The sequence below is a fragment of the Gemmata obscuriglobus genome (assembly GCF_008065095.1).
GTDB classification, from domain to species: domain Bacteria; phylum Planctomycetota; class Planctomycetia; order Gemmatales; family Gemmataceae; genus Gemmata; species Gemmata obscuriglobus.
Map to the genome: position 1 here is coordinate 8267782 of NZ_CP042911.1, position 26335 is coordinate 8294116.

Annotated in this window: 18 protein-coding genes, 1 tRNA gene and 1 pseudogene; 10 read left to right on the top strand and 10 right to left on the bottom strand. The window is 65.9% G+C overall.

All coding sequences use genetic code 11. The features are described from left to right. Positions 1-353 precede the first annotated feature (353 nt). Positions 354-2285, bottom strand: a complete 1932-nt coding sequence (locus tag GobsT_RS34285; protein ID WP_010052785.1) for a YncE family protein — start codon at positions 2283-2285, stop codon at positions 354-356. Between the two features lie 521 nt (positions 2286-2806). Between GobsT_RS34285 and rpsU the strand changes: the two genes are divergently transcribed. Further along, positions 2807-3025, top strand: coding sequence for a 30S ribosomal protein S21 (rpsU, locus tag GobsT_RS34290; RefSeq protein ID WP_029600920.1), 219 nt, complete (start codon positions 2807-2809; stop codon positions 3023-3025). Positions 3026-3129: 104 nt separating this feature from the next. On the opposite strand, the gene GobsT_RS34295 is transcribed toward rpsU, so the two are convergent. The 5 genes and pseudogenes from GobsT_RS34295 to GobsT_RS34310 form a co-directional block, all read right to left on the bottom strand. Next, complete coding sequence (locus tag GobsT_RS34295) at positions 3130-3483, bottom strand: RNA recognition motif domain-containing protein (protein WP_010040634.1); 354 nt, start codon at positions 3481-3483, stop codon at positions 3130-3132. Between the two features lie 490 nt (positions 3484-3973). Beyond that, positions 3974-4492: pseudogene (locus GobsT_RS41445) on the bottom strand (DUF7822 domain-containing protein); the annotation flags it as partial. Beyond that, a complete protein-coding gene (locus GobsT_RS34300) occupies positions 4480-4947 on the bottom strand; it encodes an SMI1/KNR4 family protein (RefSeq protein ID WP_010040629.1) in 468 nt (155 codons plus the stop codon). The pseudogene GobsT_RS41445 and the gene GobsT_RS34300, both read right to left, overlap by 13 nt. A gap of 68 nt (positions 4948-5015) precedes the next feature. After that, complete coding sequence (locus GobsT_RS34305) at positions 5016-5546, bottom strand: NADAR family protein (protein WP_010040625.1); 531 nt, start codon at positions 5544-5546, stop codon at positions 5016-5018. 387 nt (positions 5547-5933) lie between these two features. After that, on the bottom strand, positions 5934-8150 hold the full coding sequence (locus GobsT_RS34310) for an FG-GAP-like repeat-containing protein (RefSeq protein ID WP_010040623.1): 2217 nt from the start codon (positions 8148-8150) through the stop codon (positions 5934-5936). A gap of 690 nt (positions 8151-8840) precedes the next feature. Here GobsT_RS34310 and GobsT_RS34315 point away from each other — a divergent pair. Beyond that, entirely contained in the window at positions 8841-9335 is a 495-nt protein-coding gene (locus tag GobsT_RS34315) for a DinB family protein (protein WP_033198392.1), read from the top strand. 67 nt (positions 9336-9402) lie between these two features. Further along, positions 9403-10698 (top strand): serine--tRNA ligase, encoded by a 1296-nt coding sequence (gene serS / locus GobsT_RS34320; RefSeq protein WP_010040619.1) that lies wholly within the window; start codon positions 9403-9405, stop codon positions 10696-10698. 732 nt (positions 10699-11430) lie between these two features. On the opposite strand, the gene GobsT_RS39145 is transcribed toward serS, so the two are convergent. Both GobsT_RS39145 and GobsT_RS34330 read right to left on the bottom strand, forming a co-directional pair. After that, positions 11431-11697, bottom strand: coding sequence for an H-X9-DG-CTERM domain-containing protein (locus GobsT_RS39145; protein WP_010040617.1), 267 nt, complete (start codon positions 11695-11697; stop codon positions 11431-11433). 249 nt (positions 11698-11946) lie between these two features. After that, on the bottom strand, positions 11947-12822 hold the full coding sequence (locus tag GobsT_RS34330) for a ComEC/Rec2 family competence protein (protein ID WP_010040614.1): 876 nt from the start codon (positions 12820-12822) through the stop codon (positions 11947-11949). Here GobsT_RS34330 and GobsT_RS34335 point away from each other — a divergent pair. Next, a protein-coding gene (locus tag GobsT_RS34335) for an IS3 family transposase (RefSeq protein ID WP_417936319.1) occupies positions 12821-13949 on the top strand; the annotation gives its coding sequence in 2 pieces (ribosomal slippage) (positions 12821-13099 and positions 13101-13949; 1128 coding nt in all). The genes GobsT_RS34330 and GobsT_RS34335 overlap by 2 nt on opposite strands. 406 nt (positions 13950-14355) lie before the next feature. Here the strand turns inward: GobsT_RS34335 and GobsT_RS34340 are convergent. Next, on the bottom strand, positions 14356-15246 hold the full coding sequence (locus GobsT_RS34340) for a hypothetical protein (RefSeq protein WP_010040612.1): 891 nt from the start codon (positions 15244-15246) through the stop codon (positions 14356-14358). Between the two features lie 982 nt (positions 15247-16228). On the opposite strand from GobsT_RS34340, the gene GobsT_RS34345 reads away from it, so the two are divergent. The 6 genes from GobsT_RS34345 (at position 16229) to GobsT_RS34370 (ending at position 23972) form a co-directional block, all read left to right on the top strand. Then, positions 16229-16300 (top strand) — tRNA-Thr (locus GobsT_RS34345). Between the two features lie 824 nt (positions 16301-17124). Next, positions 17125-17400 (top strand): hypothetical protein, encoded by a 276-nt coding sequence (locus GobsT_RS34350; protein ID WP_010040610.1) that lies wholly within the window; start codon positions 17125-17127, stop codon positions 17398-17400. A gap of 184 nt (positions 17401-17584) precedes the next feature. Continuing rightward, entirely contained in the window at positions 17585-19018 is a 1434-nt protein-coding gene (locus GobsT_RS34355; protein ID WP_162097345.1) for a transposase, read from the top strand. A gap of 662 nt (positions 19019-19680) precedes the next feature. Next, a complete protein-coding gene (locus GobsT_RS34360; protein WP_010040607.1) occupies positions 19681-19899 on the top strand; it encodes a hypothetical protein in 219 nt (72 codons plus the stop codon). Between the two features lie 834 nt (positions 19900-20733). Then, the gene (locus GobsT_RS34365) at positions 20734-22032 is read left to right on the top strand and encodes a hypothetical protein (RefSeq protein WP_010040606.1); all 1299 of its coding nucleotides are present in this window, start codon (positions 20734-20736) and stop codon (positions 22030-22032) included. Positions 22033-22268: 236 nt separating this feature from the next. Further along, positions 22269-23972 carry an RNA polymerase sigma factor gene (locus GobsT_RS34370; RefSeq protein ID WP_010040605.1) on the top strand — a complete coding sequence of 568 codons (1704 nt, stop codon included), beginning with the start codon at positions 22269-22271 and terminating at the stop codon, positions 23970-23972. 194 nt (positions 23973-24166) lie between these two features. Here the strand turns inward: GobsT_RS34370 and GobsT_RS34375 are convergent, their stop codons facing one another. Further along, positions 24167-25489, bottom strand: coding sequence for an RNA polymerase sigma factor (locus GobsT_RS34375; protein WP_010040604.1), 1323 nt, complete (start codon positions 25487-25489; stop codon positions 24167-24169). Positions 25490-26335 lie beyond the last annotated feature (846 nt).

The window sequence follows — 26335 nt, forward strand, 5'->3', positions numbered from 1 at the left end:
AACGGCTACCGGGATAACGACAAGGAGCGATTTTGGCCCGGCCGATCGGCCCCCGCGCGCCGGCTCCATTCGGAGTTCAGTCGCTCCCGGTTGGTCACGTGTGTGCCGCCGGCTGCGGTGGCGGGTGTGACGTTGGCGGGCGGGTGTTCCGCCCGCCAACGTCGCGCGAAATTGAAACAACGGGAGTTCGGATGACTGACCTTCTCGGCTCACCGTACTTTTGCACCGCGAGCCCTGTAACGTTTGCCGCCGGGCCGGTCGGCGGGTTCATGGCCGGCCCGGTGGGGTGCTTCGGTCCACCGGGGCGGATCAGGTTCCGGGAGCGGAACCCCGGTCGCGTGGCGGCGGCCCGTTCACTTCTTGGCGTCCGGCTCCAGGATGCGGATCGCGTCCAGGTAGATCGACTCCTTGCCTTCCACCAGGAAGTTGATCTGGTTCAGCGCCTTCGGGCTGAACCGGAACCGGAACTCCTTCTCCCCTTTCGTGTCGTCGACCGCCATCGTCCACTTCTGCTTCGTCGCGTCGCAGGTGACGCGAACCGTGTACCACTTGTCCGGCTCGCACGGGGCCACCTTCACCCACGTGCCGCCGCTCTCGGAGCCGTTGCCGTCGAGGGCGCGGAAGTGGCCGTCTGTGATCCGCCAGAACGGCCCGGTGCCGTAGTGCCCGTCCTCCTGGAGGTAACAGGCGACGCCACCGTCCTCCGGGCAGCGGACCTTGACCTCGGCCACGAACGGCCCTTTCTGTGGCTTGGCCCACGCGCGAATGTAGTTGACCGTTGGAGTCAGGAACAGCGCCCCGTCGCCTTCTGCGACCGGCTCCTTTACGAACGTCGCCCGCTCGCTCGCCGGCCACACGCCCCTCCACCCCCGCTCGCCTGCTCCGCCGCGGGTGTTCGATTTGCCGAGCGGGTACGGCGGGTTCGTGTCGCTCGCGTTGATGCCTTTCGAGCCGTTGAACCCGGTCTCGGCGATCACCCCGGGCGGGAGCGGGGCGGCCGGCTCGGGCGGCGTTTTCGGGGCGGGCGGCTCCGGCGTCGGGGGCGGTGTGGGCGTGGGCGTTTTCGGCGTGACCGGCGGGCGCGGCCCTTTGGGCGTGCCCTGCGATTTCGGGGCGACCGCGACGGCCGGCGCCTTCGGCGGCGCGGCGGGCGGCAGCTTGCCGTACGCCTTCTCCAACGCGGCCCGGTCGGCCGCGGTCAGCGCCAGCGGCAGGAAGTGCAGCCCCTCCAGAGGGTTCTGCGGGTTGTCCCCGTTCCACAGTACGATCTTCGTGCCCTTCGCGGCGAACGTGACCAGCAGCGGCCGGGCGTCGGCGCCCTTTGCCACCTCGAACGCCTTGCCGGCGACCAGCGACTTGGGGTTGAACAGTTGCAGCACCCGGCCGTTCTGGTTCAGCACCCCGAGGTTGAGCACCGGGTGAAAGGCCATGTTGGTGCCCGACGGGGCCTCCCCCACGCGCGACTCGAGCCGGTCAGTGTTGAACGCGGCGCACACGTACCCGCCACCGGTCCCGCCGCCGGCCGGCGGCCGCCACCCGCCGCCGCTGGTCATCATCACCTTCTTCCCGTCGGGGGTGACGGCCAGCGAGTACGCGTTCACCGCCGCGTTCGGCTGCGCGGACGCCAACTTCAGCCCGCCCTTGACATCGGCCGTGTACTTGAGCACGAACGCCCGCCGGCCCCACGTGTCGACGAAGACGCGGATTTTACCGCCGGGCAGGTCCTGCACGAACACCTCGGTCTCGTCGAGCGGCGGTTGTACCCCGGTGAACAGGGTGCCCCCGTCGGTCGGGTCCACCGCGAGGAAGTAGCCCACGGCTTTCGTCTTCGTCCCCTTCACGGTAGCCGGGTCGATCGAGAAGACCTGATAGGTGGCCGAGGACGCGTACACCGGGCCTTTCGTCGGGTGGCAGGCGAGGTGCGCCACCGCCTCCCCGCCGAGCTCAATTTCCTTCCGCGGCTTGCCGGTTTTGGCGTCCAGGACGTGTACCACGGACGCGCCCTTCGCGCCGACGTACAGCGCGTCACCCTGGAGCGCCATCGGCCCGGGCTTGAAGTCGACCGTGACCCGCTTCACCTCCCGCTCGGCGACCGTGTCGAAGTACACCAGCTCGCCCTTTTCCGGCTGGGACACGACGAGCGTGGTTCCGTCGGCGGTGATAGCCCAGCCGCCGGGCGGCGCGAGCGGAAGCAGGGTGCCCGTGATCGGCTCGGGCGGTTCGGCCGTCGCAGCCGGCAGGGCGAGCAGCACCGCGAAGAACGCGGCGGTAAGGAGAGGGCGCATCGGGCAGGTCTCCGTGATGCGGCGCGCCCGCCCGTCGCGGGGGCGCCGTTCGTACAGTGTACCGACTGGCGGACGCTCGTGCGCGGGACCGTAGCGATCCGGCAGGTGTCATCTGCTTACGGCGCGGCCAAGCGAGCGAACGGCCGTTCGCTCGCTTGGCCGCGCCGGACGAGAGCGCCTGAAAACGGTCACGCTTGGCTCGGGTGCCCGTGCTCGTCGTTGCAACCCGTGGTTGGCAGAGCCCACTCAGCGAGGCGAATTCGTTCCTGTGACCTGCGCGTAAGCGCGTGGCTTTTAAGGCGCGCGAGCGGCTGCTGGGGGTGGACTTGGTGCTCGGGAAGGAGTAGCTTTGAGAGCTGAAGTGGGCCTCGAATGCCGAATTCATGCGGCGCCCAATGGGCGCACGCAAAGAGTGCGGCCCCCCGCCCTGCCGCTCAGGACGTTCGCGGCCTAATACGTTCGGGTGGTTACTTAACTGAAACGGTGGCGTGCCCCAACGGGCACCACAACCGGGAGACGAAATGGGTTTGCGAATGCGGGTCCACGATCGGGAGCCGATCGGTGCCGCCCTGCGACGATTCAAAAAGCTGGTCGAGCGCAGCGGGCTGAAGCGAGAGGTCCGGGCCCACGAGTATTACGTCAAGCCGTGTGAGCTGCGGACCCGAAAGGAGGCGAACCGGCTGCGCGCGATCAAGAAGGCCGCGCTCGGCAAGCCGGTCCGGAAGGAACGGCCGTTCTGAGTTTCGCCTACCCGGGCAAACGAACGTGCCCGGGCGGCCGTTGTAGTCGAGACCGGCATTGGCTAACGGCCACCGGCCGCGCCCAAGCGGGTCCGAGTACCGTTTTAGTAGCCGCGCCGGCCGCCACCACCGCCCCCGTAGCCACCACCGCCGCCACCGCCGTAGCCGCCGCGGCCACCGCCGCCGCCGCCGTAGCCACCACGGCCACCGCCACCGCCGCCCTCACGAGGCTTGGCCTCGTTGACGGTCAAGCTGCGGCCGCCGACCTGGGTGCCGTTGAGCGCCTGGATGGCTTGCTCGCCGCCGTCGCTCATCTCGACGAAGGCGAACCCGCGCGGCCGCCCGGTCTCGCGGTCCATGACGATCTGTGCTTTTGTTACCGTGCCGTACTGGGAGAACAGCTCTCGGAGCTCGTCCTCGGTGGTCGAGAACGACATGTTGCCCACATACAAGTTCATTGCCACGATCGCTACCCCTGGGCCCGGTCGGGCCGCCAAGCGGACGCGGGCAGAAAGCCCGCCCCCTGTCCATCGTACCCGAGGATGCGCAACGGACGAACGTAATCCGAAGAAATCGGTAGCTCCGAGGAGTAAAAGGCGCGAGCGTGCGCGGGATGGAACGCTCGCGGTTCGTTTCGTCTGCCTGACGAAAGAGCACCTGAAGCGGCCGCTGCCGGGCTCGCGTGGCGAGTAACGGGGCCGGAACTCGATGGCCGGATCTGATGTCGCCGCAGGCGCGATTCGGGCGTGATGCTGGTGAACCGCCTGTCACAATGCCCCGCAGCGGTGCCCGGTGCCGGGCGCTACCCGGCACCGGGGGCGAAGTACAAGATGTTCGACCAGTTTCCGAGGCCGAGCGAGTTGATGTCCAGCGCGGCGGTCGGGCGGGGGCCTTCGATTCCAGTTCGAGGAGTTCCGTTAGCAGCCGGTCGTTTTGCGTGGCGAGCGGCCTGCTGTCCATCATGAAGATTTCGCCACACTCCAGGATAGAGTACTGCCGCTTGTTCTCGGCGGCGGTGAGGAACGCTCGCGCCTCGTCCCGTAACCCGGCGATCCCCGGGTGCTCGACACCGTCCAGGAAGCGGAACAAACGCTTGACGCCCTGCTCGTAGTCACCCGCAACGGCGATCTCGTCAGGAACGTCCCAGATCAAAGAGCGGCACGCGCGGGGCTAGGCCGACAGGAGGAGCCGGAAGGCGATCGGGATGTCGTACTTCCATTCGGCGATGTCGACGATCCGCGGCTTCTTCTCGGCCCCCGAGGTGGGTAACGCATCGGCCGCGTACAGGTAGCTGCGGTTCGCCACAACGCCCCTCGGCTCGCTGAACAAACAGATCACCGGGCGCGACCGCGACACCAGCGAGCGGCGCCGGCGACCGGTAAGTAGCGGGAAGCAAGCTACGGGCCGTGGTCCGGTGCCGCGCCAGGTTCGGCGCGGCGGCACTGCGGCGCCGGTCAGTAGACGCACTCCTCGTCCAACTCAATCTGCTCGAATTTCTCCAGGAACTCGTGCAGGTCCCGAGCCACCGACTTCGCGAGCTGCTGCGCCCTCTCGGCCGTGATGTCCTTCCGGACCGCCTCGTGCGAGATGAGAACGATGCGCGGCTCGCCCTCCGGCGAGGTGACGTTAACGTCAAAGCAGTACGCGTCACCGCAGAGCGTCGTCGCGAATACCACGTAACCGAGCGGAGCGACGTAGGCCCCGGGGATGAGGTCGCGGTTTTCTCGAAGCACATCGGCGATCGGCCACAGGCGAACCTGGCCCTCCGCGCACTCGCTCGGCTCGTGCCGGGCGTAGAAATCCACGACCGGACCGGGCAGCCGAAGCGCCCGGAGTTCAGCCAGGTCGGGTGACGAGGCGGCGCGGAACTTCGTGCCCGTCTGTGTGGCGATCAGCTTCATGAGCTTCTTGTACTCGGGCATTCTGCGTCTCCTCACCGAACGAACGGCTTGCCTGCGCCGCACACGCCGCGATCGGTGCGGGAAGCAAGCTACGGGCCGTGGTCCGGTGCCGCGCCAGGTTCGGCCGGCCTTTGCTCGGCCCGGCCGCACTCGAACAGCAGTGCCTCGCGGACACGGGTCAGTGTCGCGCCGAGCAGGTTGAGCCCCAGCCACCGCGACCGGTCCCGGGCCCGCGGGTCGTCGGCTGAAAGCCCGATGCCCCACACCCGGTCGTGCGGCGACGCTTCGACCAGCGTGGTCCCGCGGGTGGAGAACAGCAACTCCCGCTGGTCGGGGTTCTGGCCGAACCGAGCGTAGTTGCCCGCGAACACGATGCCCTCGCGGAACAGCACCCAGACGGACTCGTCGAACCCCCGCACCGCGCGGCCGAGGGCTTGCTGCTCCCGCGGCGTCTCGGCGGCGAGGAGTTTGCCCGCGGTCTCGCGGTCACCGAACAGCAGCGCCTTGGCGTACATCATGTACTGTTCGGCGTGCGTGAACGTCACACCGCAGATGACGAACGGGGCGCGGTGCCACTGGCTGAGGCGATGCTTCCAGAAGAATGTGAACGTCTCCGCCATTCGACGCGCCCCTCTTTTGCCGAGCCCAGTCGTTCCAGCCGTCTCACGTTCCACGTTCCACGTAAAGCGAAAGGGGCAAGAACGGCCTGGGGCTTTTGCCGAGACCGCTCCCAACCTGGAACTTGGAACTTCTGGAACCTCTTTAGCGTGCAAGGCTTCGCCCGATAGCATAGGACCGTTTCGTCCCGCGCAACACTCCCGGCCCTTGCTCGGTGTTCTTGCGGTTGCGGCCCGGACGTGACGAGACCGGCGGGCGGCCGGGGTGTGGGTTCGGTCCGGCCGCATCGAACCGAGTGCCGGTCCCGCGGTCCGGGAGTGACCCCGGACCGAATCGCTTTGCACTACTACTACTTTCCGCGCCCCGCGGGCGGGTGCGGCCGGGGCGCCTCAGCCGCGCCCGCCGACGTACACGCCGCCCAGGAACCCGGCCGAGAACGACTCGAGCGCCTTGAGCCGCCCGCCGGTTTCGCCCTCGAACACCTGGATGCTGGGGCTCGCGCCGGCCCCGGTGCCGGTGACCAGGTCCGACAGCCCGTCGCCGTCCGCGTCGGCGACCGCGACCCGGACCCCGCCCGCCGAGCCCCCGACGAGGAAGCTGAGCCGCTCGGTGCGGGCCAGGGCGTCGAACACCTTCACGTGCCCGCCCGCCGCGGTGCCGGTCAGGATGTCGAGTTCGCCGTCGCCGTTCACGTCCCCGGCCGCCACGAACACGCCCCCGGTGTACCCGCTGTACGCGAAGAAGCTGCGGGTCTCGGTTCCGGCGGCCCCGTCGAACACCTTCACGTGCCCGTTGCCGCCGGCCCCCGCGCCGGTGACGATGTCCGCGAACCCGTCGTTGTTCACGTCCCCGGCGGCCACGCTCACGCCGCCCAGGAACCCGCTGCCGAACGCGAAGAAGCTGCGGAGCAGCGCCCCGGTGGCCCCGTCGAACACCTTCACGTGGCCGCCCGCCGCCCCGGCCCCGGCCGCCGCCACGATGTCGTCCACCCCGTCGCCGTTCACGTCGCCGGACGCGACCGCGACCGCCCCGTTGAACCCCGGGAACGCGAGGAAGCTGCGGACCTCGGCCCCGGTGGCCCCGTCGAACACCTTGATGTGCCCGTTGCCGCCCGCGCCGGCGGCGACGATGACGTCGTCGACGAAGTCCCCGGTCAGGTCCCCGACCGCGGTCTGCACCCCGCCGCGGAACGTCGGGGCGAACGCCACGATGTCGCGCACGGCCGCCCCGGTGGTCGCGTTGACCACCAGCACCCGCGGGTCGGCGCCCGCCCCGGCCCCGACGGCGACCAGGTCCGTCGGGCTGATCGCGTTCGGGAACGACTCCAGGTTGACCGGCAGGCTGGTCCGCGGCACGCCCGTGGCGCCGGCCGGGGTCGGCCCCGGCAGGGCCGCCGCCCCGCCCGGCGGGGACGAGGTGCCGCCGCCCGCCCGGTTGTCAGTGGCCGTCAGGATGCGCTGGTACGTGACCGCGAGCCCGAGGGGCACCGAGGCGTCGATCGTCGCCGTGGTTTCGAACGGCGTGCCGGTCCCCGCGCCCACCAGCGTCAGCGACGTGACGCCGGCCACCGGGACCGTCTGGTACACCTGGTTGTTGACCAGCAGTTCGAGGTTGGCGCCGGTGACCCGCACCAGGATCTGGTCGGCCGCCGCGTCCCGCCCGGCGACCTGGAACCGGAGGTCCAGCACCTGGGCCGCGGGCGACGCCGAGTTGGCGTCGATCCAGGTCTGGTGGAACGACAGCCGGGTGTCGTGCGAGAGGGTCCCGAACCCGGCCTCGACGGCCGGGTTCAGCCGGGCCGGGTTGTCCGGGTTCCCGACCCCGGGGCCGCTAGTGGTGGTCCCGGCGACGAACAGTTGCCCGTTCACCGTGACGAACACCGGGCCGCCCGAGTCGCCCTGCCCGGCGGTGCCCTCGTCCGGCAACCCGAGGTCGTTGATGCCGAGGATGCGGCCGAGCGCGTCGTTGGCGGCGAGGCCGTTGTCGAAGTCGTAGATCAGCGCCTGCGTGCCGCCGTAGTTGATCCGGTCGCCCAGCGTCTCGTACCGGTTCCGGGTCATCCGCTTGGTCAGGTCCTCGTTCGTCTGCTGGCCGGTGGTCCCGGTCCCGATCGTCCCGTACCCGACGATCGTGACCACCTGCCCGACCTCGTCGGACCCGCGGTAGATCGCGTACCGCTCGGCCCCGAGCGTCCCCGTCGGCCCAGACGGGGCGAGCACCGGCAGCGTCACCACCGCCAGGTCGTTCTCGTTGCCGCCGGTGTACCCGGGGTGAACGGTGACCCCGGCGACCGGCACGTCGATGTCGATGCGGCCAGCGGTCGGCATGTCGAACGACACGCGGGCCGCCGCGGTGATCCCGACGGTCCCGGTGCCCGGGGTGGTGAAGTTGTGCGCGGCCGTGAGGATGTGCCGCCCGTCGGGCAGCAGGAAGCCGGTGCCGGTGAACGTGTCCGCGCCGAACGTCGTGGTGATCAGCACCACGCCGTCGTACCCGGTCCCGGCGGCGACGAGCGGGGCCAAGCTGGTGTTGGCCAGCACCGGGGTGAAGCGCGGCTCCAACTCTTCGATCTGGAATGCGGCGCGAAAAGGGCTGCTAATGGGCATCTGGGGGCTCTGCGGTGAATAAGAAAACGGCACATTTGGCAGCGTTTGGCAGTGAACCGGGATTTTATAGCAACTGAGTTGTTGCGGCGATAAGAGGGCTTAACGATCACATTAAAAGTATCGCCCGTGTATAACCGAGGTGACCGCCGAAACCCAATCGCGAATGCCCGAGTGCCTGTGCGCAACCGAGGTCTTGGCTCACGTGACAGTCGAGCTGGGCGCCGGCCCCAACCACGCGACGCCCGGCGAACCGCTGTTTGCGCCGCTCCGGCACCTGATTCTGGGTCCGCACCCAAGAAGAGTTCAGGCGTTTCGAGTTCCGAGTTCGCCACGCTCAGGTTTAATTGTGGTCCGTTAGCGGAGTGCAGAGGTATTATCACGGTTTGGGTTCGGTGCCGGTGGGTGCGGTGGGTATGGCGAGCGGCAGGAGCGGGTTCGTGGTCGGAATGGCTCGATTCGGGCTCATTTTGCCGCTGCCCCGTTACTCAGCGCGCCGCCGCGTCCAATCCGTGATAATATCTCAGCGCGCCGCGAGCGGTCGCTCCTCGCATCCGCTTCGCTCCGCGGGCTTGCCTGCCCCGGCGTTGCGCGCCCCGAGCGTCCGCTCACGGAGCGCAGAGGTCCGCACCCAACGCCCACTGCATAGGTACGCCATACCAACTCGAAACGACTGGCTCCGGGTTGATACCGATGTCTCGCCTCATGGATGCGCTGGAGCAGATCGACTTCGCCCGCCGCTACACCCGCGAGCGGGCGGTGAGCGTGCCGCCGGGCGACTGGTTCACGGTCACACCCGGGAGCGTGTCACACATCGCGTGGCAGGTCGGGCACCTCGCGTCGTCGGAATACCGGCTGTGCCTCGCGCGCCTGCGCCCGCGGACGGCCGCAGACGAGGCGCTCATTCCCGACGCGTTCATCGCGATGTTCGGGCGCGAGGCGCTGCCGGCGGCCGTCACCGGGTACACCGCGGAGCAAATCCTCACGGTCTTCGACGCCGTTCACGCCCGCGTGATGGAAGACCTGCCCGCGTACCCCGACGCGGACCTCGACCTCGCGCCGCTGGCCGCGCACCCGCTGTTCGGCACCCGCCTCGGCGCCTTGCGCTACGCGCCGCTGCACGAGATGATCCACTGCGGGCAGGTCGCGCTGCTCCGCCGGATGCTGGGCCACGCCCCGATCTGGTGAACCCGCCTGGCGCGGGTCCTATCCTGTCTGATGAACCCGCTACACCGCAGCCAAACGGAACAAGGTCATGCTCGACGCCGGATTCATTTGCGACAACGCCGACGCCGTAAAGCTCAACTGCAAGAACCGCGGCGTGTCCGACGTGGCCGTCGACCGAGTAATCGCGTTCGAGCAGAAGCGCAAGGAACTGGAACGGACGCGCGGCGAGACCGCTGCCAAGAAGAACGAGATCAGCAAAAAGTTCCCGACTGCGAAGACGGCCGAAGAGAAACAGGCCCTCAAGGACCAAGGCGCGGCCGTCGACAAAGAGGTCGGCGTCATCGACGCCGAACTGAAGATCGTCAAGGACGATCTGACGTTGAATCTGCTCCAGATCCCGAACATGACGCACCCGGCGGCCCCCGTCGGCGGGGAGGACGCGAACAAGGTGGTGGCGCAGTTCGGCGAGCCGCGCGCGTTCGACTTCAAACCGAAGGACCACGTCGATTTGTGCGAGGCGCTCGACCTCGCCGACTTCGAGGCGGGCACCAAGGTCGCGGGCCAGAAGTTCTACTTCCTCAAGAACGAGGCCGCGCTGCTCGAAATCGCCCTCGTGCAGTACGCGATGCAGACCGCGGTGAAGGCCGGCTACACGCCGATCATCACCCCGGACCTGGCCCGCGTCGAGGTGCTGGAAGGCATCGGGTTCATGCCCCGCGACCCGAACCCCGACACGCGCCAGGTGTACACGGTCGCGGACACCGACCTCTGCCTGATCGCGACGGCCGAAATCACCCTCGGCGGGATGCACCGCGACCGCATCTTCGACGAGGCCGAGCTGCCGAAGCGGTACGTGGGGCTGTCGCACTGCTTCCGCACCGAGGCCGGCGCCGCCGGACGCGACACGCGGGGGCTGTACCGGGTCCACCAGTTCACCAAGGTGGAGATGTTCGCGTTCTGCACGCCCGAGACCAGCGACGCGATCCACGAGGAGATCCGCGCCCTCGAAGAGAAGATCTTCCAGGGACTGGGGCTGTGCTTCCACGTGATCGACACCGCGACCGGCGACCTCGGCGGCCCGGCGTACCGCAAGTACGACCTGGAGGCGTGGATGCCCGGCCGCGGCACCGGCGGCGCGTACGGCGAGATCACCAGCACCTCGAACTGCACCGACTTCCAGGCCCGCCGGCTCGGCATCCGGTACAAGGGGAAGGGGTTCAAGGGGACCAAGTTCGCCCACACGCTCAACGGGACCGCCGTCGCGTGTACGCGGGCGCTGGTGGCGATCCTCGAGAACTACCAGCAAGCCGACGGGTCGGTGGTGATTCCGGAGGTGCTGCGGCCGTGGGTCGGGAAGGATAAGATCGAGCCGCGCAAGGCGTAACACCAGTTGGTCTGGGTGGTCGCTCCGCGAACACATGCTTGTGCGGCACCGGACGATAGTGGCACCCATTGTCTCGACCAAAAAGTTGTGATCCTTCGCGACTGTTTCGTCGGGGCCGTCGTGGCTCCGATGGTAGCGTCGCTTTTGTTGACCGGGCGGTCGCGGCTGGTCAACAAAAGCGACACCCGTCGCGGGTTCATGTGTGAATGAGGAGAGCCGCACGGACGTTCGCCGGGACCCAGGAACGCACGCCCGAGTGGCCCGTCGTGCGGATGTGCCGGGTACTGTAGGTGTCGCGGCACCGGGTTCGCTCTCGTCGCGGATTCTTTGCGTGGTCGCCGAGGCCGTCCGAATAGCCCCGGCGGGGCGTCTCTCGTCCAAAAAAGCTGAGCCCGCGTACCGAGCCGATTTCGTCACAACAACATTTCCAGACGCATTTTGCGGCATACATCTTGGCTCACGTGAAAAGCCGCTCGCGGTCGGCCCGGGAGCGTTATCCGGGTTTTGAGGGCGCGGCCCGGTGGTAGCGGAGCACCAGCGGACGGGCAGCGAATGGCCCGCGGGGCGGTAGCTCGCGGCCCGTCGCCCGGCCCGTCCGGGGGTGCCGCTCGTGACGCGAGCGTACCCCCGTGACAGACCCGCGCGGGTGGGCCGCGGTCGCGTGATCCGCACGGCAACCGGTCCGGCCGTTCTCTATTAACCTGATGGCACCGAGCCCAATCGGACCGGGTGTCATTCCGGGACGGTTTCGGCTTCACCGCCGGCGCGGGTGGCAAGCGAGGGAAGAATGTCGGCCGCGTGGTACGACAGGAACCGCACGCTCCCGTCGGCGAGCAGGAAGTGCGCACCGCCGGGGTGCAGCGACCAGAAGTGCATGACGCCGCAGGCGTCGTCGAGCTTGCGGGGCTGGAACCGGGCGCTCCCCGTTCCACAGTCGGGCAGGTCGGGGTAAAGACGGAAGCACTCACCGGAACCGGAATACAGGTCAAGACTTGTCATGCCGGCCCGAGTGACCGGGCACTCGGAAGCTGAAGTTGGCCGCGATTCACGAGCGGTATGATCGGATATCGAGCAAGGCCGTTGAGACGCTGAACGTGTCCACGACGGAAACCCGTTCGATGCCGGTTCTGAACGTGACTCCATAACAGGCGTAGGTGTTGGCCGATGTAATCAAGGCGAACGCGCTGGAGTAAAGTACGAAGCCCATGCTGATTCATGGCCACGATGTTTAGAATGTGGAGGCCTGAATTACTTCGGGAACTGCTTGAACGAGGAACCCACTTTCGCCGGTGCCGTCTTGATGTACGGTAACAGATTGTCGGGTTCGGTATCGGCGTACACTTTCACCGGCCCTGTTCCGTTAAAGATAATCAGAATATGGTGCCCCCCCTTCGTTGAGATGAAGCCTTGCCCTGTCTCGACGTTTCTGTCTTTCGTAATGGTCACTCCCGTTCCGCCGCTCGTGCCGTAGTACCGGGAGTCAGTGTTACCGTCGTTCTCGTGCCGTTTCCGTCGTTCAGATACAACCACCAGTTGAGGCTTGCGGACTGCGGTAAAAGAATCGCCGTTAATCGCGTTATAGAGGTCGGTAGAGTAGCACGATTCTAACCCATGGTGTGGAGCCATGAGGACCGTTAGCCCGTGCTTGCCCAGCAGTGACTTTAGCGAAGGCTGGCGTCCGGTCTTGGTGTGCCAGTCCATCGTTGAGGGCGAAACCGTGGCACCGAACCGGGTGTACCGCTTTTCCATGCCCTGCTTCTCGTCAAGTACGGTCGTCATGCCTTCCGGGGTCATGTCGCCAGGGAACAGAATCGAGTGGCTACCATGCTTATAATAAAACATGATGCTGGTAGTGTTGCCGTACTTGTTGTCGTCCGAGGGGTGTAGGATTTCGCACACTGGCGGACGAACGTAGTAAAGTCCGTACTCCATGTTTGGTACGGTGAGGTTGCCATCGTACTTGATCGACTGGAGCGGCGGGTTGCGGCTGGCGTAGAGGGACTTGTAAGTTTCGATAAGTTCCTCGGTGCCTTCGGGGTTGCCGTGCCGGTCCCAATTATAGTGGACCCCGAAAACTGGACCGCCGGTTAAGCTATACCGGAGGCCCAGGAAAGGGGAACCCATGGCGGGCAAGCGGAAGAGTCACTCGGCGGCGTTCAAGGCCCAGGTCGCGCTGGCGGCCCTCAAGGGCGACAAGACCATCAACGAACTGGCGAGTCAGCACGGCGTCCACCCGACCCTGATTCATGGGTGGAAGAAGCAGTTGCTCACCGGGGCCGAGGCCGTGTTCGCCTCGGGGGCGAAGGGCACCGGCCCCCCGGAAGACAAGACGACCGAGTTGTACGAGCAGATCGGCCGCCTCAAGGTGGAACTCGACTGGGTGAAAAAAAAATCGGCCGCCCTCGGCTGAGGCCAAGCGTGCCCGGATCGAGGCCGAGCACCCGGAGCTGAGCGTCCGGCGCCAGTGCGAGCTGATCGGATTGAACCGCTCGACGGTGTACTACGAGCCGACCCCGGAGAGCGCGGAGAACCTGACGCTGATGCGGTTGATCGACGAGCAGTACACGACGTGCCCGTTCTACGGGAGCCGGCGCCTGGCCGCGTGGCTGGGCACCCAGGGCCACGAGGTGAACCGCAAGCGGGTGCAGCGGCTGTTGCGGATCATGGGGTTGGAGGCCCTGTACCCCAAGCCCAAGCTGTCGGTCGGGTCCGGGCACAAGGTGTACCCGTACCTGTTGCGGGGCGTGGCCATCGACCGGGTCCATCAGGTGTGGAGCACGGACATCACGTACATCCCGATGCCCACCGGGTTCATGTACCTGGCCGCAACGATGGACTGGTTCAGCCGGTACGTGGTGGCCTGGCGACTGTCCAACACGTTGGACGGGTCATTCTGCCAGGACATGCTGGAGGAGGCCTTGGGCCGGGGCAAGCCGGAGGTGTTCAACACGGACCAGGGAGTCCAGTTCACGGCCGCCGCGTGGGTCGGGCGATTGGAGCGGGCCGGGGTCGCGGTGAGCATGGACGGGCGGGGCCGGTGCCTGGACAACGTGTTCGTGGAGCGCCTGTGGCGGAGCGTCAAGTACGAGGACGTGTACCTCAAGGGTTACGAGTCGGTGCCGGCCCTGGAGAGTGGGCTCCGGGCGTACTTCGGGTTCTACAACACCGAGCGGTTACACCAGTCCCTGGACTACCGCACCCCGGCTCAGGTGTATGGCGTCGGAGCCACGAAGGCCCCGACGAAACAGTAGCGAAGGATAGCAACTTTTTGGTCTAGACAATGGGGTCCACTGTAAATTGAACTTTTCGACGTCGGACTTGTCGTTCGGGCAAGTAATCAAGTGGGGGCGGAGCTCGGATTCCTTCAGCGACTCACAGTTCTTGATGTGGTCCTCGTGCGGGTGCGAGAGGACCACTTGGGCGATCCTGTTACCCTTCGCGTCCGGGTACCCGCTGAGTTCGGGGACGAATTCCTTCTTGATGAACTTCGAGATGTCGAAGTCGTATTCCGAACCCATGTCCAGAATGAACCCGTGATTGAGTCCGGTACGCAGGAACGCACAGTTGCCACGTCCGACCGGAAAAACCCAGATGAACGAAGAATTGGGGTACGTCCAGGGCATTGGGCCTTACTCCTGAATTGGCTTTTGGAACCTGTTAAGTGGCGGGGGTCTTTGGGGCTTCGGGTTTCTTGTCGTCCTTGATCGTGAGGAAACCGAACATGGCGTGAGTGACTCGGTATTCGGCAAATCGCCAATACCGGTGCCAGAGGAACCACGCAGCTATGCAGGACATTGCGGCCAAGAACAGCAGTCGCCCGCCGGTTAGCTCCATGCGGCCGATTGACGCGAACGCGAACCAGTTGGCGGACCGCAAGGACAAACCCGCCACGACAATCGCGAAGATGCCCAGCCAACCGCTTACCATTGCACAGGTTCTCTTGCCGCGGTCCCAGAACCCACCGGCAAGGAAAACAACCACCACGGCGACGATGACGCACCACACCGTAGGGATTTGAAGGAACGCAGGCCGCGGAACCTCGGGGTTGTCGTTCTGGCTGAGTACCCGAATGGCGAGCAACACGAAGCCGAGAACGATGAACACGGCCCCAACGAACGTGCCGCGGTAGAACCCTTCGCGGTAGACGTAGACTTCGCGTTCACCGATCTTGCCAGAGCGAATCACGGCGTCGTCGCAGAGCCGGTAAAGCCACTTCGGCTTCGCGTTCTCAACGTCAGCCCCTGTCAGTTCCTTCGCCTTCTTTTTGCAAGCGGCGACAATCTCGGGTTCGAGAACGGTGTTAATGGCATGGTCTTCGGCGGACTCGAAGCGGCGGACAATCGCGTTCCCGATCCCCTGAGCGACGTGCCCCGCGATGTAGGACGACACCAGAAACGTCCCCCACACTTCGGGGGTCTTGATGTCGAAGTCGATGGCCGTTTGCGGGAAGAACGCGGCCCAGAAGATGAGCGACACCCCACCAGTCAGCACGGCACCGGGAAGAAGGTAGCCGAAGACTTCGTAGAGCGTCAGTTGCAGTTCTTTCACTTGGGCGTCTCGCAAGGAAAAACGGGGCTTCGCAGTTGGCACCCGTTTTGAACTCGGTGACTTAAGCTCAAACACCCAATTATTTAGAGTGCGCATCAAATCTGCAAGGTTGGTAGTGCGGGCGGCCAGTCGAGCCGCGGCTTGCGTGCGGAACAATCAGCGGTCCGATTGATCGTTGCAATTCGTTATCCTGATTTAACTTGGGCGCGCGGATTCGGGAAGGTAGCTTCCCAATCTCGCGAGATCGGGCCGAACGCGCCGCCGAATCCTAACGTTTTTCCGGGATTTCCGCACCCTGCGCGCCGACCGCGAACTGACCTCCTCCCGCCCGGATGTCAGCTCACGGTTGGCTGTGGGTCGGGCGTCATTCCGAGGCCGGTATAAGCAATCCCCATCCCGTAACCGACGTAACCGCACCATCACCTTCCACAGGTGGTGCGCGGCCAGTTTCGACATGCCGCAGGCCCGCGACTCACCGAGACTGGCCGAACGCGGCAACGTCCAGCTTGGCAAGTCTCGGTGAGTCGCTCCGCCGGGTGCGCGGCGACCGCTCGCCACCGTTTCCTATGGGCCTTCTTGTGGTCCGGGTGTACGTTCGCCACACCCTTGACCGTGACACCCGTTGACGCCCCGCGCGGCTTTCGCCCGGAACGCCGCACGTCCTTCGTGTTCGCGGTATCGCTTCCGCAACTCATCAGGATCGTGCCGCGGGCCGAAGCCGTGCAACGCCCGCGGGGCTTCTTCGCCCGGCGGTTGGTGACGTGCGCAAAGAGCAGAAATTCTGGGTGTGGTTTGTTTGGCTTGCCGGTGAACCTCGGCGCGGTAGAATCTCTCTCAGACACGGCGGCCGTTTCTCGAAAACGGTTGCCGTGGTGGCGGCCCAAGGGGTGTCAAGCACCCTATAGCCGCATCCAGGGTTATTGGGTATTTAAGTAAGAGCAGGCTCGGGTGTTGCTGATTCGCGAAGAATCGCAGCAAACAAGCCACCTTAGCACAGTGGTAGTGCACCGCTTTCGTAAAGCGGGGGTCCAGGGTTCAAATCCCTGAGGTGGCTCTCAAGTTCGATGGGCGTAATGCCCTGCAAATCACTGCGGATTGCTTGTTTTTCAGCCTCGCCACCGTTCCCAGCGGTCGCGGGGCTGATTCCATTTTCCGGCCCTGTCACCCACTCAGAACGCCCCTCACCCGTCGGCTTCCATATAAGCGTTGTGCAAGTCGAATCACTCTCCGCACTCGATTTCAGAGCCGCCACCGGTAGACGGGTCGCGGTCTTATCGAGTTCCGACAGGTTTCGTGCGTCCGGCGTGCAAATCGACCCGCGGTTGATCCCCGTCAAGTACGAAACACGCCGTCACGAGCGATGCCAACTGTGGAAGGGCGGAACGGGTGACGGTCCGGGAAGCCGTCCGGAACCGGCGACGGAAGAGGTTCTTGGTTCATGGGCGGCGCGGACGATGGCGCTTGGCACCGGGCGATGCGTCGGTCATGCTGGGGTGAGTTCAGCGAGGGGAGTCGATGACGGAAGCGGAATGGCTGACCGGGAGTGAACCTGTCGCGATGCTTCGCGTGGGCGTCAGACCGCTATCCGACCGCCATCGGCGAATGATCGCAGTGGCGGCCTGTCAGACGATTCCGGTTGAGTGGCTTTGCGAGGGCCATCAAGATCTATTGCGATGCGCTCAGCGTGCCGCTGATTGCCAGAGCGTGAAGTTAAACTCTGCATCAGTGCGAGATCGTTTATTAGAGTGCTGGATTCCTCAGGTCCACGACTATAGTCTCGGCATGGCTGCACATTCTGCAATATCAAATTTATTGTCTGGAGATATTGAGGTTCTAATCAGGTGCGTTTCTAAGTTTCATCCGCCTAACGTGGGCCTCATGACTAAAGACTGCAACGCGCTGGCGTTGTTGGTTCGCGACATCGTCGGCAACCCGTTCCGCCCTGTCACCTTCGCCCCGTCCTGGCGTTCTGACACCGCGCTGTCACTCGCGCAGGGCATGTACGAGTCCCGCGACTTCAGCGCGACGCCGATCCTCGCGGACGCCCTGCAAGACGCCGGGTGCGACAACGACGACGTGCTCAACCACTGCCGCGGGCCGGGGCCGCACGTCCGCGGATGCTGGGTTGTGGACTTGGTGCTCGGGAAAGAATGAACGCGGCGGTAGAAGTGCCGGGCGAGCGGACGTGCGTCATACCAGTGCTATGCACATCTTGGATTTGTATAACTGATTGCGGATTGCTGATTTAGGGTTTTCACTGCGACGAAATTGGGGTTAACCGAGTGGTCGTGGGACGCGGGGTGGTGCGGGGTCCGCGACCCGGGACATGGAGGTCACCGTGATTCTGCCACCTCATCAGCGCGTCCCACGCTCCCAACCGCACGCGCCCACGGACTTCGCGCGCCAGGTCCTGGAGGGCCTGCCACTGGCCCACGCGTCGCTCGCACTCTTCGCCTATGGCGTTCCCGACCCGGTCCTCGCGGACCTCTACGAGCGACATCGGGGACGCGGCTATGAGGACGTCGTGACCTTCGCCCAACTGGTCACCTGGATCTTCGATGCGCTCATCGAACACCAGGGCTCGGGGCGGCAGGCCCACCTGCGACGCCACCGGCAACCCGACGACGGGTGCCACGAAGCGTTCTACGGCAAGCTCCGGCGCATCCCCCGGGGCCTGAGCGAAGCGTTCCTGCGGGACGTCACCGACCGGTTCACCGCCCTGTTCCCCGAGGTCGTCGCGCACCGCCTTCCGACCTCCTTCGACCGCCTGGAGGTTCTGATCCTCGACGGCAAGAGTCTCAAGAAGGTGGCCAAGCGACTCGTCGACACGCGGGGCACACCGGGCAAGCTCTTGGGCGGAAAACTGCTCGTGGCGTACCGGCCCCGTGACGGGTTGGTGCTCGACATGGCGGCCGATCTCGATGGCGAAACCAACGAGGCCAAACTGATCCCCGATTTGATGCCCCGAGTGCACGCCCGAGGCGGTCCGGCGAAACTGGTGGTCGGGGATCGGTTGTTCTGTGCGTCGAAGCACTTCGCCGAGTTCACCAAGGACAATGGTCATTTCGTGGTGCGGTACGCGCGGACCCTGTCGTTCGAACCCGACCCGAAGCGCCCCGCGGTCACGACCGCGGACCCATCCCAACGAGCCGTGGTCGAAGAATGGGGGTGGGCCGGGAAGCCCAAGGACAAGCTCCGCCGGTACGTCCGGCGGATCACCGTCGCGCGCCCGGTGGGCGAAGCGATTACAATCCTCACGGACCTGCTCGATTCGGCCCCATACCCGGCGACCGATCTGTTGGACCTGTACCGCATCCGGTGGACCATCGAAGGCACGTTCCAAAAGGTGACGGCGATCTTCGCCCTGGGTCGGTTCATCGGTTCGACACCGGAGGCGACCGTGTTTCAGGCGTCGATGTGTTTCGTCCTCGCGAACGTGGTGCAGGTCCTCCAGGGCTATGTGGTTGCGAAGCGGAAGGTGACCATCGACGACCTCTCGACGGCGCAGTTCTGCACGGACTGGCATCGTCAGTTGGCCGCGCTCAAGGAGTTGGTCGAGGTGTCGATGATCGTGTCCCTGATCCCGACGGATCAGACGGCAGAGAGTGTGGGAACGTTGTTGGATCAGTTATTGGGCACGATGTGGAAGCCGGGCTGGGACAAGACACGCAACAAGGCGCCCCGTGCCCACCCGCACGCCGCGAAACAGAAGGGGGCACACACCTCCGTCCAACGGCGTCGACAAGCCCACAAGCCCAACGAGGATCCCTGAACTCAGTTGTGCACAGCACTGGCGTCAGCCTCCTGCGGGGCGAGCGCCAGCGGCGTACAACAGGACAAAGAACACAGCGGTCGGCGCCCAGGCCGCGAACAGCGAGGTCAGGCCCAAGGACAGAAGCGCCCGCCGGTCGCGCTGGCGGAACGTTGCCAGAACCAGAAGAACGATTCCCAGCACTGTCACCAGACCACCGAACGCAAGCGTCATTCAGTAAAAGACGAACATCATCACAAGGCCCTTCGGTAAGATCGGCGCTCGCGACCCGCCTGATCGTGTAACCGTGATCGCAAAAGTAACAGCAACCGCCTCTTTTGCGAATCGACCGCACCACTTGCTCGCCCACGACACCGGAAACACCCGTTCGCGCGTTGCGGGTGTAGAGGGGATTTGACATCGTTCGCCTGGGAAAGGAGTGCCGGCGAACGGGATTGTTGAACGTCGGAGGTGGGACACGAAGAGCGGGGCCAATAGTGGCACAACTCGGAATAAATCTAAAAATAATAAATAAACCATTTGATATTGTGCGCTGGCGAAATTCTGAAATGATGGGGAGTGAGTCGCTAAGGCGGTGGGACTCGGGGCCGCGGGACTTTCCTCGCTTGCCCTTTCACCCGTCAGCTTGAGGGTGACGCCAAACCCGATCTGGATGCACATCCATGTCAACCAGCAAGACGCCGGCTAACGAACCGATCAAAGCGGCGGCCGATGACACGATCGCCGACACGGCACCGATCGTAATCGAGGCGACGCCCAAGAGCGCGCTGCCGAACGGGAAGCCGCCCGAACGGGCTCGCAAGCCCAAGCCGTTCGGCAGTAAACCCAACAACGGGGCCATCACGCCGCTAACACCGAAGACCGGTGACAAGAAGGAGTGATCGGGTTTCGAGCCGGTAACACATGACGTGGGCAGGGCCTCCGATCGACGTCCACCGGAAGCCCTGCCCATTACAGGCCATTTCAACGCGAGAGTAGCAGCGTAAGAATGGCGATTTGGGTGTTCCTGGGGAGTGTCGGCCACTGCTCGACGACTCGGGCTAATTCGGCGTCTGCCCGGATGTGTGTAAGCAGCGGTGTAAGTCGCCCACTGCCGTCGCCACAAATGCTCTCGGGACATGGGTTTTGTGGCGTGGCAACGTCTCTGTCGTAAAGCGGGGGGGGGGCGTGAGTTCGAATCTCACAGGTGGCTCTTCGGCTCGACGGGCGTAACGCCCTGCCAATCACTGCGAATTGCTTATTTTTCAGCCTCGCCACCGTTTCCAGCGGTCGCGGGGCTGGTTCCATGTCCCGGCCCTGTCACCCGCTCAGAACTACCCTCGCCCGCCGGCTTCTGTGCAGGCGTTGTGCAAGTCGAATCACCCTCCACACTCGATTTCGGAACCGCCACCGGCAGACGAGTCGCGGCCTTATCGGGTTCCGACTGGTTGGCTTCGCAAGTCAACCGATTCTCGGAGAGTGCGAGTGGGACGAGGCCGACAACCAGTTCGTCAAACCCGGCGCAGCGCGTTCGTCGTGACTGTGAGCGCATCCGCCGCGGTCCGGCGGCTCCAGATTCCCGACTTCCTTGAGCGCTACGCCGTCTGAGCGAGCACACCGCCAGCATCTTCGCTCAACCCGGGCAAAAAGGATCGATTCATCCTCTTTAATCTGCTATACTGCCCCTACACGGCCGAACCGCCCGCCGGTACGCTCTTCCGCTCCGAGGTTTGGGCATGCTCCGACTCACTCTCGCGCTCGTGACCGCGTGCGCCGCCGCGGCACCGGTCGCGGCCCAGATCGATGCCATCGAGCGCCCGCCCATCAGCTACAAGACCGCCCAGGCCGAGAACGTCCTCACCGCGCTCCAGAAGCGCATCAACGCGGGACAGGCCAAACTCAAATTCGCCGACGATCACGGCTACCTGCCCTCGCTGCTCAAGGAGCTGAACGTCAGCCCGGCGTCGCAGGTGCTCGTGTTCTCCAAAACCAGCTTCCAGCGCGAACGGATCACGCCCAAGACGCCGCGGGCGCTGTACTTCAACGACGACGTGTACGTCGGGTTCTGCCTCCGCGGGGACGTGCTCGAGTTCTCCGCGGTGGACACGAAGCTCGGCACCGCGTTCTACACACTCGACCAGGAGCCGGCGGCCGACGGCAAGCCGGAGTTCCTGCGCCAGCGCGACAACTGCCTTTCGTGCCACGCCTCGAACGCGACCGGCGGCGCGCCGGGGCATTTGGTGCGGTCGGTGTTCACGGAGCGCAACGGGATGCCGGTGCTGAGCGCGGGGACGTTCCGCACCGATCACTCCAGCCCCTTCTCGGAGCGCTGGGGCGGGTGGTACGTCACCGGCACCCACGGCAAGCAGACCCACATGGGCAACTGGACCGTGGAGAACAAGAAGAACCCGACCGAAGAGGGGAACGCGGGCGGGCAGAACGTGACCGAGCTGAAGGGCCGGTTCACGGTGGCAAACTACCTCACGCCGCACAGCGACATCGTCGCGCTGCTGGTGTTCGAGCACCAGGCGGAGGCGCACAACCGCATCGCCCGGGCGCTGGTCGGCACGCGGCAGGCGCACCACTACGAGGAGACGCTCAACAAGGACCTGGGCGAGCCGACGGGGCACCGGTGGGACAGCGCGAAGCGGCGCATCGAGTCGCTGGGCGACCAGTTGGCGAAGTACCTGCTGTTCAGCGGGGAGGCGAAGCTGGAGGGGCCGGTGGCGGGCACGTCGGACTTCGCGAAGGAGTTCGCCGCCCGCGGGCCGTTCGACAAGCGGGGGCGCACGCTCCGCGCGTTCGACCTCAACGCGCGGCTGTTCAAGTACCCGTGCAGCTACCTGGTGTACTCGCAGGGGTTCCAGGCGCTGCCGAAGGAGGTGAAAGACCACACCCTGAAGCGGATGTACGAGGCGCTCACCGGCGCGGACACGTCCGCGGCGTTCGCGCACCTGTCGGCCGACGACCGCAAGGCGGTGCTGGAGATCCTGCGCGACACGCTCCCGGACCTGCCGAACTACTGGAAGAAGTGAGCGCCCCGCGCGCCGGAAGTTTCGCACGAGTCCCGAACGCAACCATTCGCCCCCGCGGCGCCCGCGCCGCGGCCGCCGAAGCACCCCACCCGTCCCACTTCACTTCCCACAGCCCGCCTGAAATGACCGGGCGCGGGGCTCTCGCGCCCGTCCCGCGCGACCGGGCGGAGAAATTATTGTGTCCGCTACGGCCCGCGACCGGACATATGCTACTGCCCACCACCGAGGTTCGAGGCATGGCCCTGCCCCTGTTATCACTGATGCGGCACGCCTCGCGCGCCGCGGCCGACGGGGTTCTGCTGGAGCAGTTCGCCGCCCACCGCGACCAGGACGCGTTCGCCGAACTGGTGCGCCGCTACGGCCCGGAGGTGTACCGCACCTGCCGGCAACTGGTTGGCACGGCCGACGCCGATGACGCGTTCCAGGCCACCTTCCTGGTGCTCGCGGCCCGCCCGCGCGCGGCCGCGGCGACCGGGTCCGTCGCCGGGTGGCTCATCGGCGTCGCCCGGCGCGTGTCCTGCCAGGTGCGGCGGTCGGTCCGCCGCAGGAGCCGCCACGAAGCGGCGGCCGCCGGTCGGCGGCCGCCGGCCGCACCCGCGGCCGAGCCGACGGACCGTGACGGCGTGCTCGCCGAGGAGATCGCGCGCCTCCCGGACGCGCTCCGCGCGGCGCTCGTCGAATGCCTTCTCCGGGAGCGCCCGCAGGACCAGGTCGCGGCGGACCTCGGCTGCACGCCCCGAACGCTGAGGCGGCGGTTGGAGCGTGCCCGGGACCTGCTCCGGGGCCGGTTGGTGCGGCGGGGCGTCGCGCCGGCGGTAGCGATCGCGATGGCCGGCGGGGGCGGCCGGGCCGCGCCGCTGCCGGCGGGATTGGCGGAACGAACGGTGGCCGTGGCGCTCGATTTTTTGGCCGGCACGGAAGCCCGTCCGGCCGCACTCGCGAAAGGAGCGGTGAAAGCCATGATGGCACAAACGGTGTACCGGTGGGTGGCGGCCGCGGCGGTCGCATTCGTCGCGGTCGGTATCGGGCTCGGTGGGGCGAGCGCCCCGCCCGCCCGCCCGGAGCAAAGCGACGCGCCGAAGCCCAAGGCCCATTTGCAACCGTTTTTTGAACCGGGCGCCGGGTCGGTCAGCGGACCGACCCCCGGCGCCATTCGGGCGGTGGCGGCCGAAGCCGAGTTCCTTCGTTCGGAACTCACCGCCCTCTGGTTCGGGCCGGACAAGCGGCCGGGGCGGGAGTGGAAGGTGGCGGCGCTCGGGGCGCGAGAAGGTAACCCGGTGATGCCCCCGAACGCGGACGACATTCGGGTGATGTACTGGACCGGCGGCGCGGAAGGGTCGGCGACCCAGTTGGAGTTCGGCGGCGGCAAGATGACCCGCGCCTGGGTGGACCTGTCGGGCGCGCTCGAACCCGTAATCGACGATCAGTTGCCGCAAGAGATGACGAGGGTGGTGTTCGCCGAGCAACTCGGGGCGGCGCTTCCGTGGTGGGCGAACGAGGGGCTCCCCCTTTTGGCGACCTCACCCCGGCGGCAGGCCCGAGCGGACGCCCGGTGCCGCGAGGGCCTGAACCAGGGGCGCGGGATCCGCCTCCGGGCGCTGTTCGCCCTGGCCGAGGCGCCCCGGGACGCCGAGGTCGCGACGGCTCAGGCCCACTCCGTCGGTCGCTTTTTATTGGTGCGACCCGACGCCGGGGGCGAGTACCGGGGTCGCGCGGCAATCGGAGACCTTTTGCGGCTTGGTGCCAAAGACGGCTGGGATAAGGCGGTCAAGGAGGTGTACGGCTTACGGGACGTTCCGGCCCTGGAAGCGGCCTGGATCGAGTGGATGAAGTCGCGCAAGTCGGACCTCCGCCCGGCGGCCCCGCCCGGCGGTCGGTTCGAGTCGCTACCACCCGCGCCGCCGACGATTCCGCCGGTCAAGACGAACGGCGGCCAATAGGCCACCGGGGCGCGGTAGCGAGTGCCCCCGTAACAACCGAGTTACTCGCCGACGAACGGCAGTGCGGGCACCCCAGGAGCTTTCCGTCACTCACGACCGTTCGGTTTTTGACTCTGGATTCGTTGTGCCCATGTAACCATCCGAGGTCGCCTGCGGTGGCAGGCGGGCGACCTCGGGCGACCGCTCACCGGCCGTCACGGCCGGGCGGCACCACTCTCCCGATCGGACAGGTTCCGCTCGAGTGCCCGCACCCGCTCTCGGAGTTCGTCCACTTCCTTCTGCAACCGCTTGTTCGTGTCACCCTCCGAATCGCCGGGCTCCCGCACGCGAGACGGAACCGTCTGATCGGCCCGGCCTTCGGGTCGTGCGCACAGCCGCCGGAGAACCACTTGCTCGAGATCCACGTCCCGGCGCTCGGGCTTGCCTGTAGCCGCCTCGTGAAGCACCCGGACGTTGACCGAGTACCCGCCCTCCTCCGCCGCACGGAGTTCGACAACTACTTTTCGCTTGTCAGGTATCCGCCGCACCGCCTCGATCTTGCCGGTATACGCGTCGGCGTAAATCTGCTCAAAGTGCTCGCCAACTGCCTCCAAAGCCTTACAGAAGATCACCTTGTAACGGGCAGCAGACATCTCGCTGCGGGCGACCCGAATGTAACCTTCGGTCGAACCACTCACCGGATGCTCGGTCTGTGGCGCGGTGGCGGTGGTTTCGGAACGGGGCGGTTGGGCGGCGGCCGTGGGGCGAGTCAGGAGCACCGCGCCCGACGCCATCACGCCGCACCCCACGAACAGTGCCGTTGCCGCGACCCTAATTTTGTTGAGGAACATCGCTCGGATCACCCCTTCCGTGAGAGTTGCAACCCCAACCGGGACGAATCCCGATTGGTTCGCGGCTTCGGTCGCCGTCCGGACAACCGAAGCCGGAACAGTCGCCGACACGATTCGTTCGGAAATCAGCGCAGCCAGCGCCGGCGTGCCGACCCCGCGCCGGGCCAGACGCCTGCCCAACAACGCGCGTGCTCGCGCCAGCCACCCCGCGACCGTTCCTTCCGGCACCCCGAGCCGGCGCGCCACGGCCGCTCGGGTCATCTGTTCGAGGTCGCACAGGACGATAACGGAGCGGTACCGGTCGGGCAGGAGCCCCACCTCCTCGTCGAGGATCGGGAGCACGTCGCGCCACACGCCGCTTTCGACCACGGCCGGATCGGGAACGTTCTCGACCGGCCGCTCGCGCCGGCGGGCCGCCGCCGCTTTCTGAGCCGACCGGACGGCCACGCCGTGCAGCCAGTTCCCGACCCGCTCGGCCGGCCGGACCGACGCGGACTTGCGAACTAGGACCAGGAAGGTGGCCTGGAAGGCGTCTTCAGCGTCCTGGCGGTTCGGGAGCATCCGGCGACACACGCCCCAGACCATCGGACCGTGGCGGCGGACCAACTCGGCGAACGCGGCACCGTCCCGGTGGTCGGAGTACGCCTCCAGAAGCTGACCGTCCGTTCGTGCCGCCTCAACGGCCACCCGCCGAATCGCATGAAAAGCTGAGTGCATTGGCCTCCCTACGTTGGTACCTCACCCAACTATTCCCTTGTCGCGGCCGAATTGATACGCTTTTTCCGGCCCATCCGACCATCTGTCGCCAAGTCCGGTCGTTTCACGTTCGCGACGCGGTTCTGGCCTTGACCACCTTGTCGCGCGGTCACGCCCCCTCGCGGCGGCGCGCTGGGTTCGAATGGGAGCGAGCCGAGCGCCAGCGGCCGCAACGCCTTAAAATCGTTAAAGTCGGAGGGCGCATTACACGTAATCGCCCCACGGCCGCCGGGGCCTTACTTCGCAACTCATTATCGCACAGTGATTTTCACCACCCTGTTCAGAAAATGAACACACCCTGTCCAAAAACTGAACTGACAACAGGACGATATTAACGGATAGTTTTCACTAGACTCATATTCTAGCCCGCCGTACACTCATCCCCTGCTTCCGGTCAAATACCCCCTACTCGAGCTGCCGCATGCCTGCCAACTCGCGCACTCGTGCCCTCATCGACTACCTCAAGTGCACCCTGCTGCACTGGCCGTGGTGGCGACGCCACGGCGATGTCGTCAACGATTTTTACTTTGTCTACACACGCGACATGGAGTGCTGCCGGTGCGGAGCACGCTGGGAGAGCCGTCGGCCCGTCGGTACGCCGTAAATCAGACTGGCGACAATCAGGCAATTTGCATATATTCAGCTACATCAGTGGCGGATGAGTTCAGCGCAAAAGATCTCTAATCCCCCAATTGAGTTCGACGTCCAGACGGCCCTTATCAGCGCCTCGCCCGGTCGTAAGCCGGGGCCGCCAAGTCACGCACAACCGCCGGTCCG

Coding starts and splice junctions, on each gene's coding strand:
- serS (WP_010040619.1), top strand. CDS start 9,403: ATGCTCGACGCCGGATTCATTTGCGACAACGCCGACGCCGTAAAGCTC.
- GobsT_RS34350 (WP_010040610.1), top strand. CDS start 17,125: ATGACTAAAGACTGCAACGCGCTGGCGTTGTTGGTTCGCGACATCGTC.
- GobsT_RS34360 (WP_010040607.1), top strand. CDS start 19,681: ATGTCAACCAGCAAGACGCCGGCTAACGAACCGATCAAAGCGGCGGCC.
- GobsT_RS34295 (WP_010040634.1), bottom strand. CDS start 3,483: ATGAACTTGTATGTGGGCAACATGTCGTTCTCGACCACCGAGGACGAG.
- GobsT_RS34305 (WP_010040625.1), bottom strand. CDS start 5,546: ATGGCGGAGACGTTCACATTCTTCTGGAAGCATCGCCTCAGCCAGTGG.
- GobsT_RS34300 (WP_010040629.1), bottom strand. CDS start 4,947: ATGCCCGAGTACAAGAAGCTCATGAAGCTGATCGCCACACAGACGGGC.
- GobsT_RS34285 (WP_010052785.1), bottom strand. CDS start 2,285: ATGCGCCCTCTCCTTACCGCCGCGTTCTTCGCGGTGCTGCTCGCCCTG.
- rpsU (WP_029600920.1), top strand. CDS start 2,807: ATGGGTTTGCGAATGCGGGTCCACGATCGGGAGCCGATCGGTGCCGCC.
- GobsT_RS39145 (WP_010040617.1), bottom strand. CDS start 11,697: ATGACAAGTCTTGACCTGTATTCCGGTTCCGGTGAGTGCTTCCGTCTT.
- GobsT_RS34315 (WP_033198392.1), top strand. CDS start 8,841: ATGTCTCGCCTCATGGATGCGCTGGAGCAGATCGACTTCGCCCGCCGC.
- GobsT_RS34310 (WP_010040623.1), bottom strand. CDS start 8,150: ATGCCCATTAGCAGCCCTTTTCGCGCCGCATTCCAGATCGAAGAGTTG.
- GobsT_RS34370 (WP_010040605.1), top strand. CDS start 22,269: ATGGCCCTGCCCCTGTTATCACTGATGCGGCACGCCTCGCGCGCCGCG.
- GobsT_RS34365 (WP_010040606.1), top strand. CDS start 20,734: ATGCTCCGACTCACTCTCGCGCTCGTGACCGCGTGCGCCGCCGCGGCA.
- GobsT_RS34330 (WP_010040614.1), bottom strand. CDS start 12,822: ATGGGTTCCCCTTTCCTGGGCCTCCGGTATAGCTTAACCGGCGGTCCA.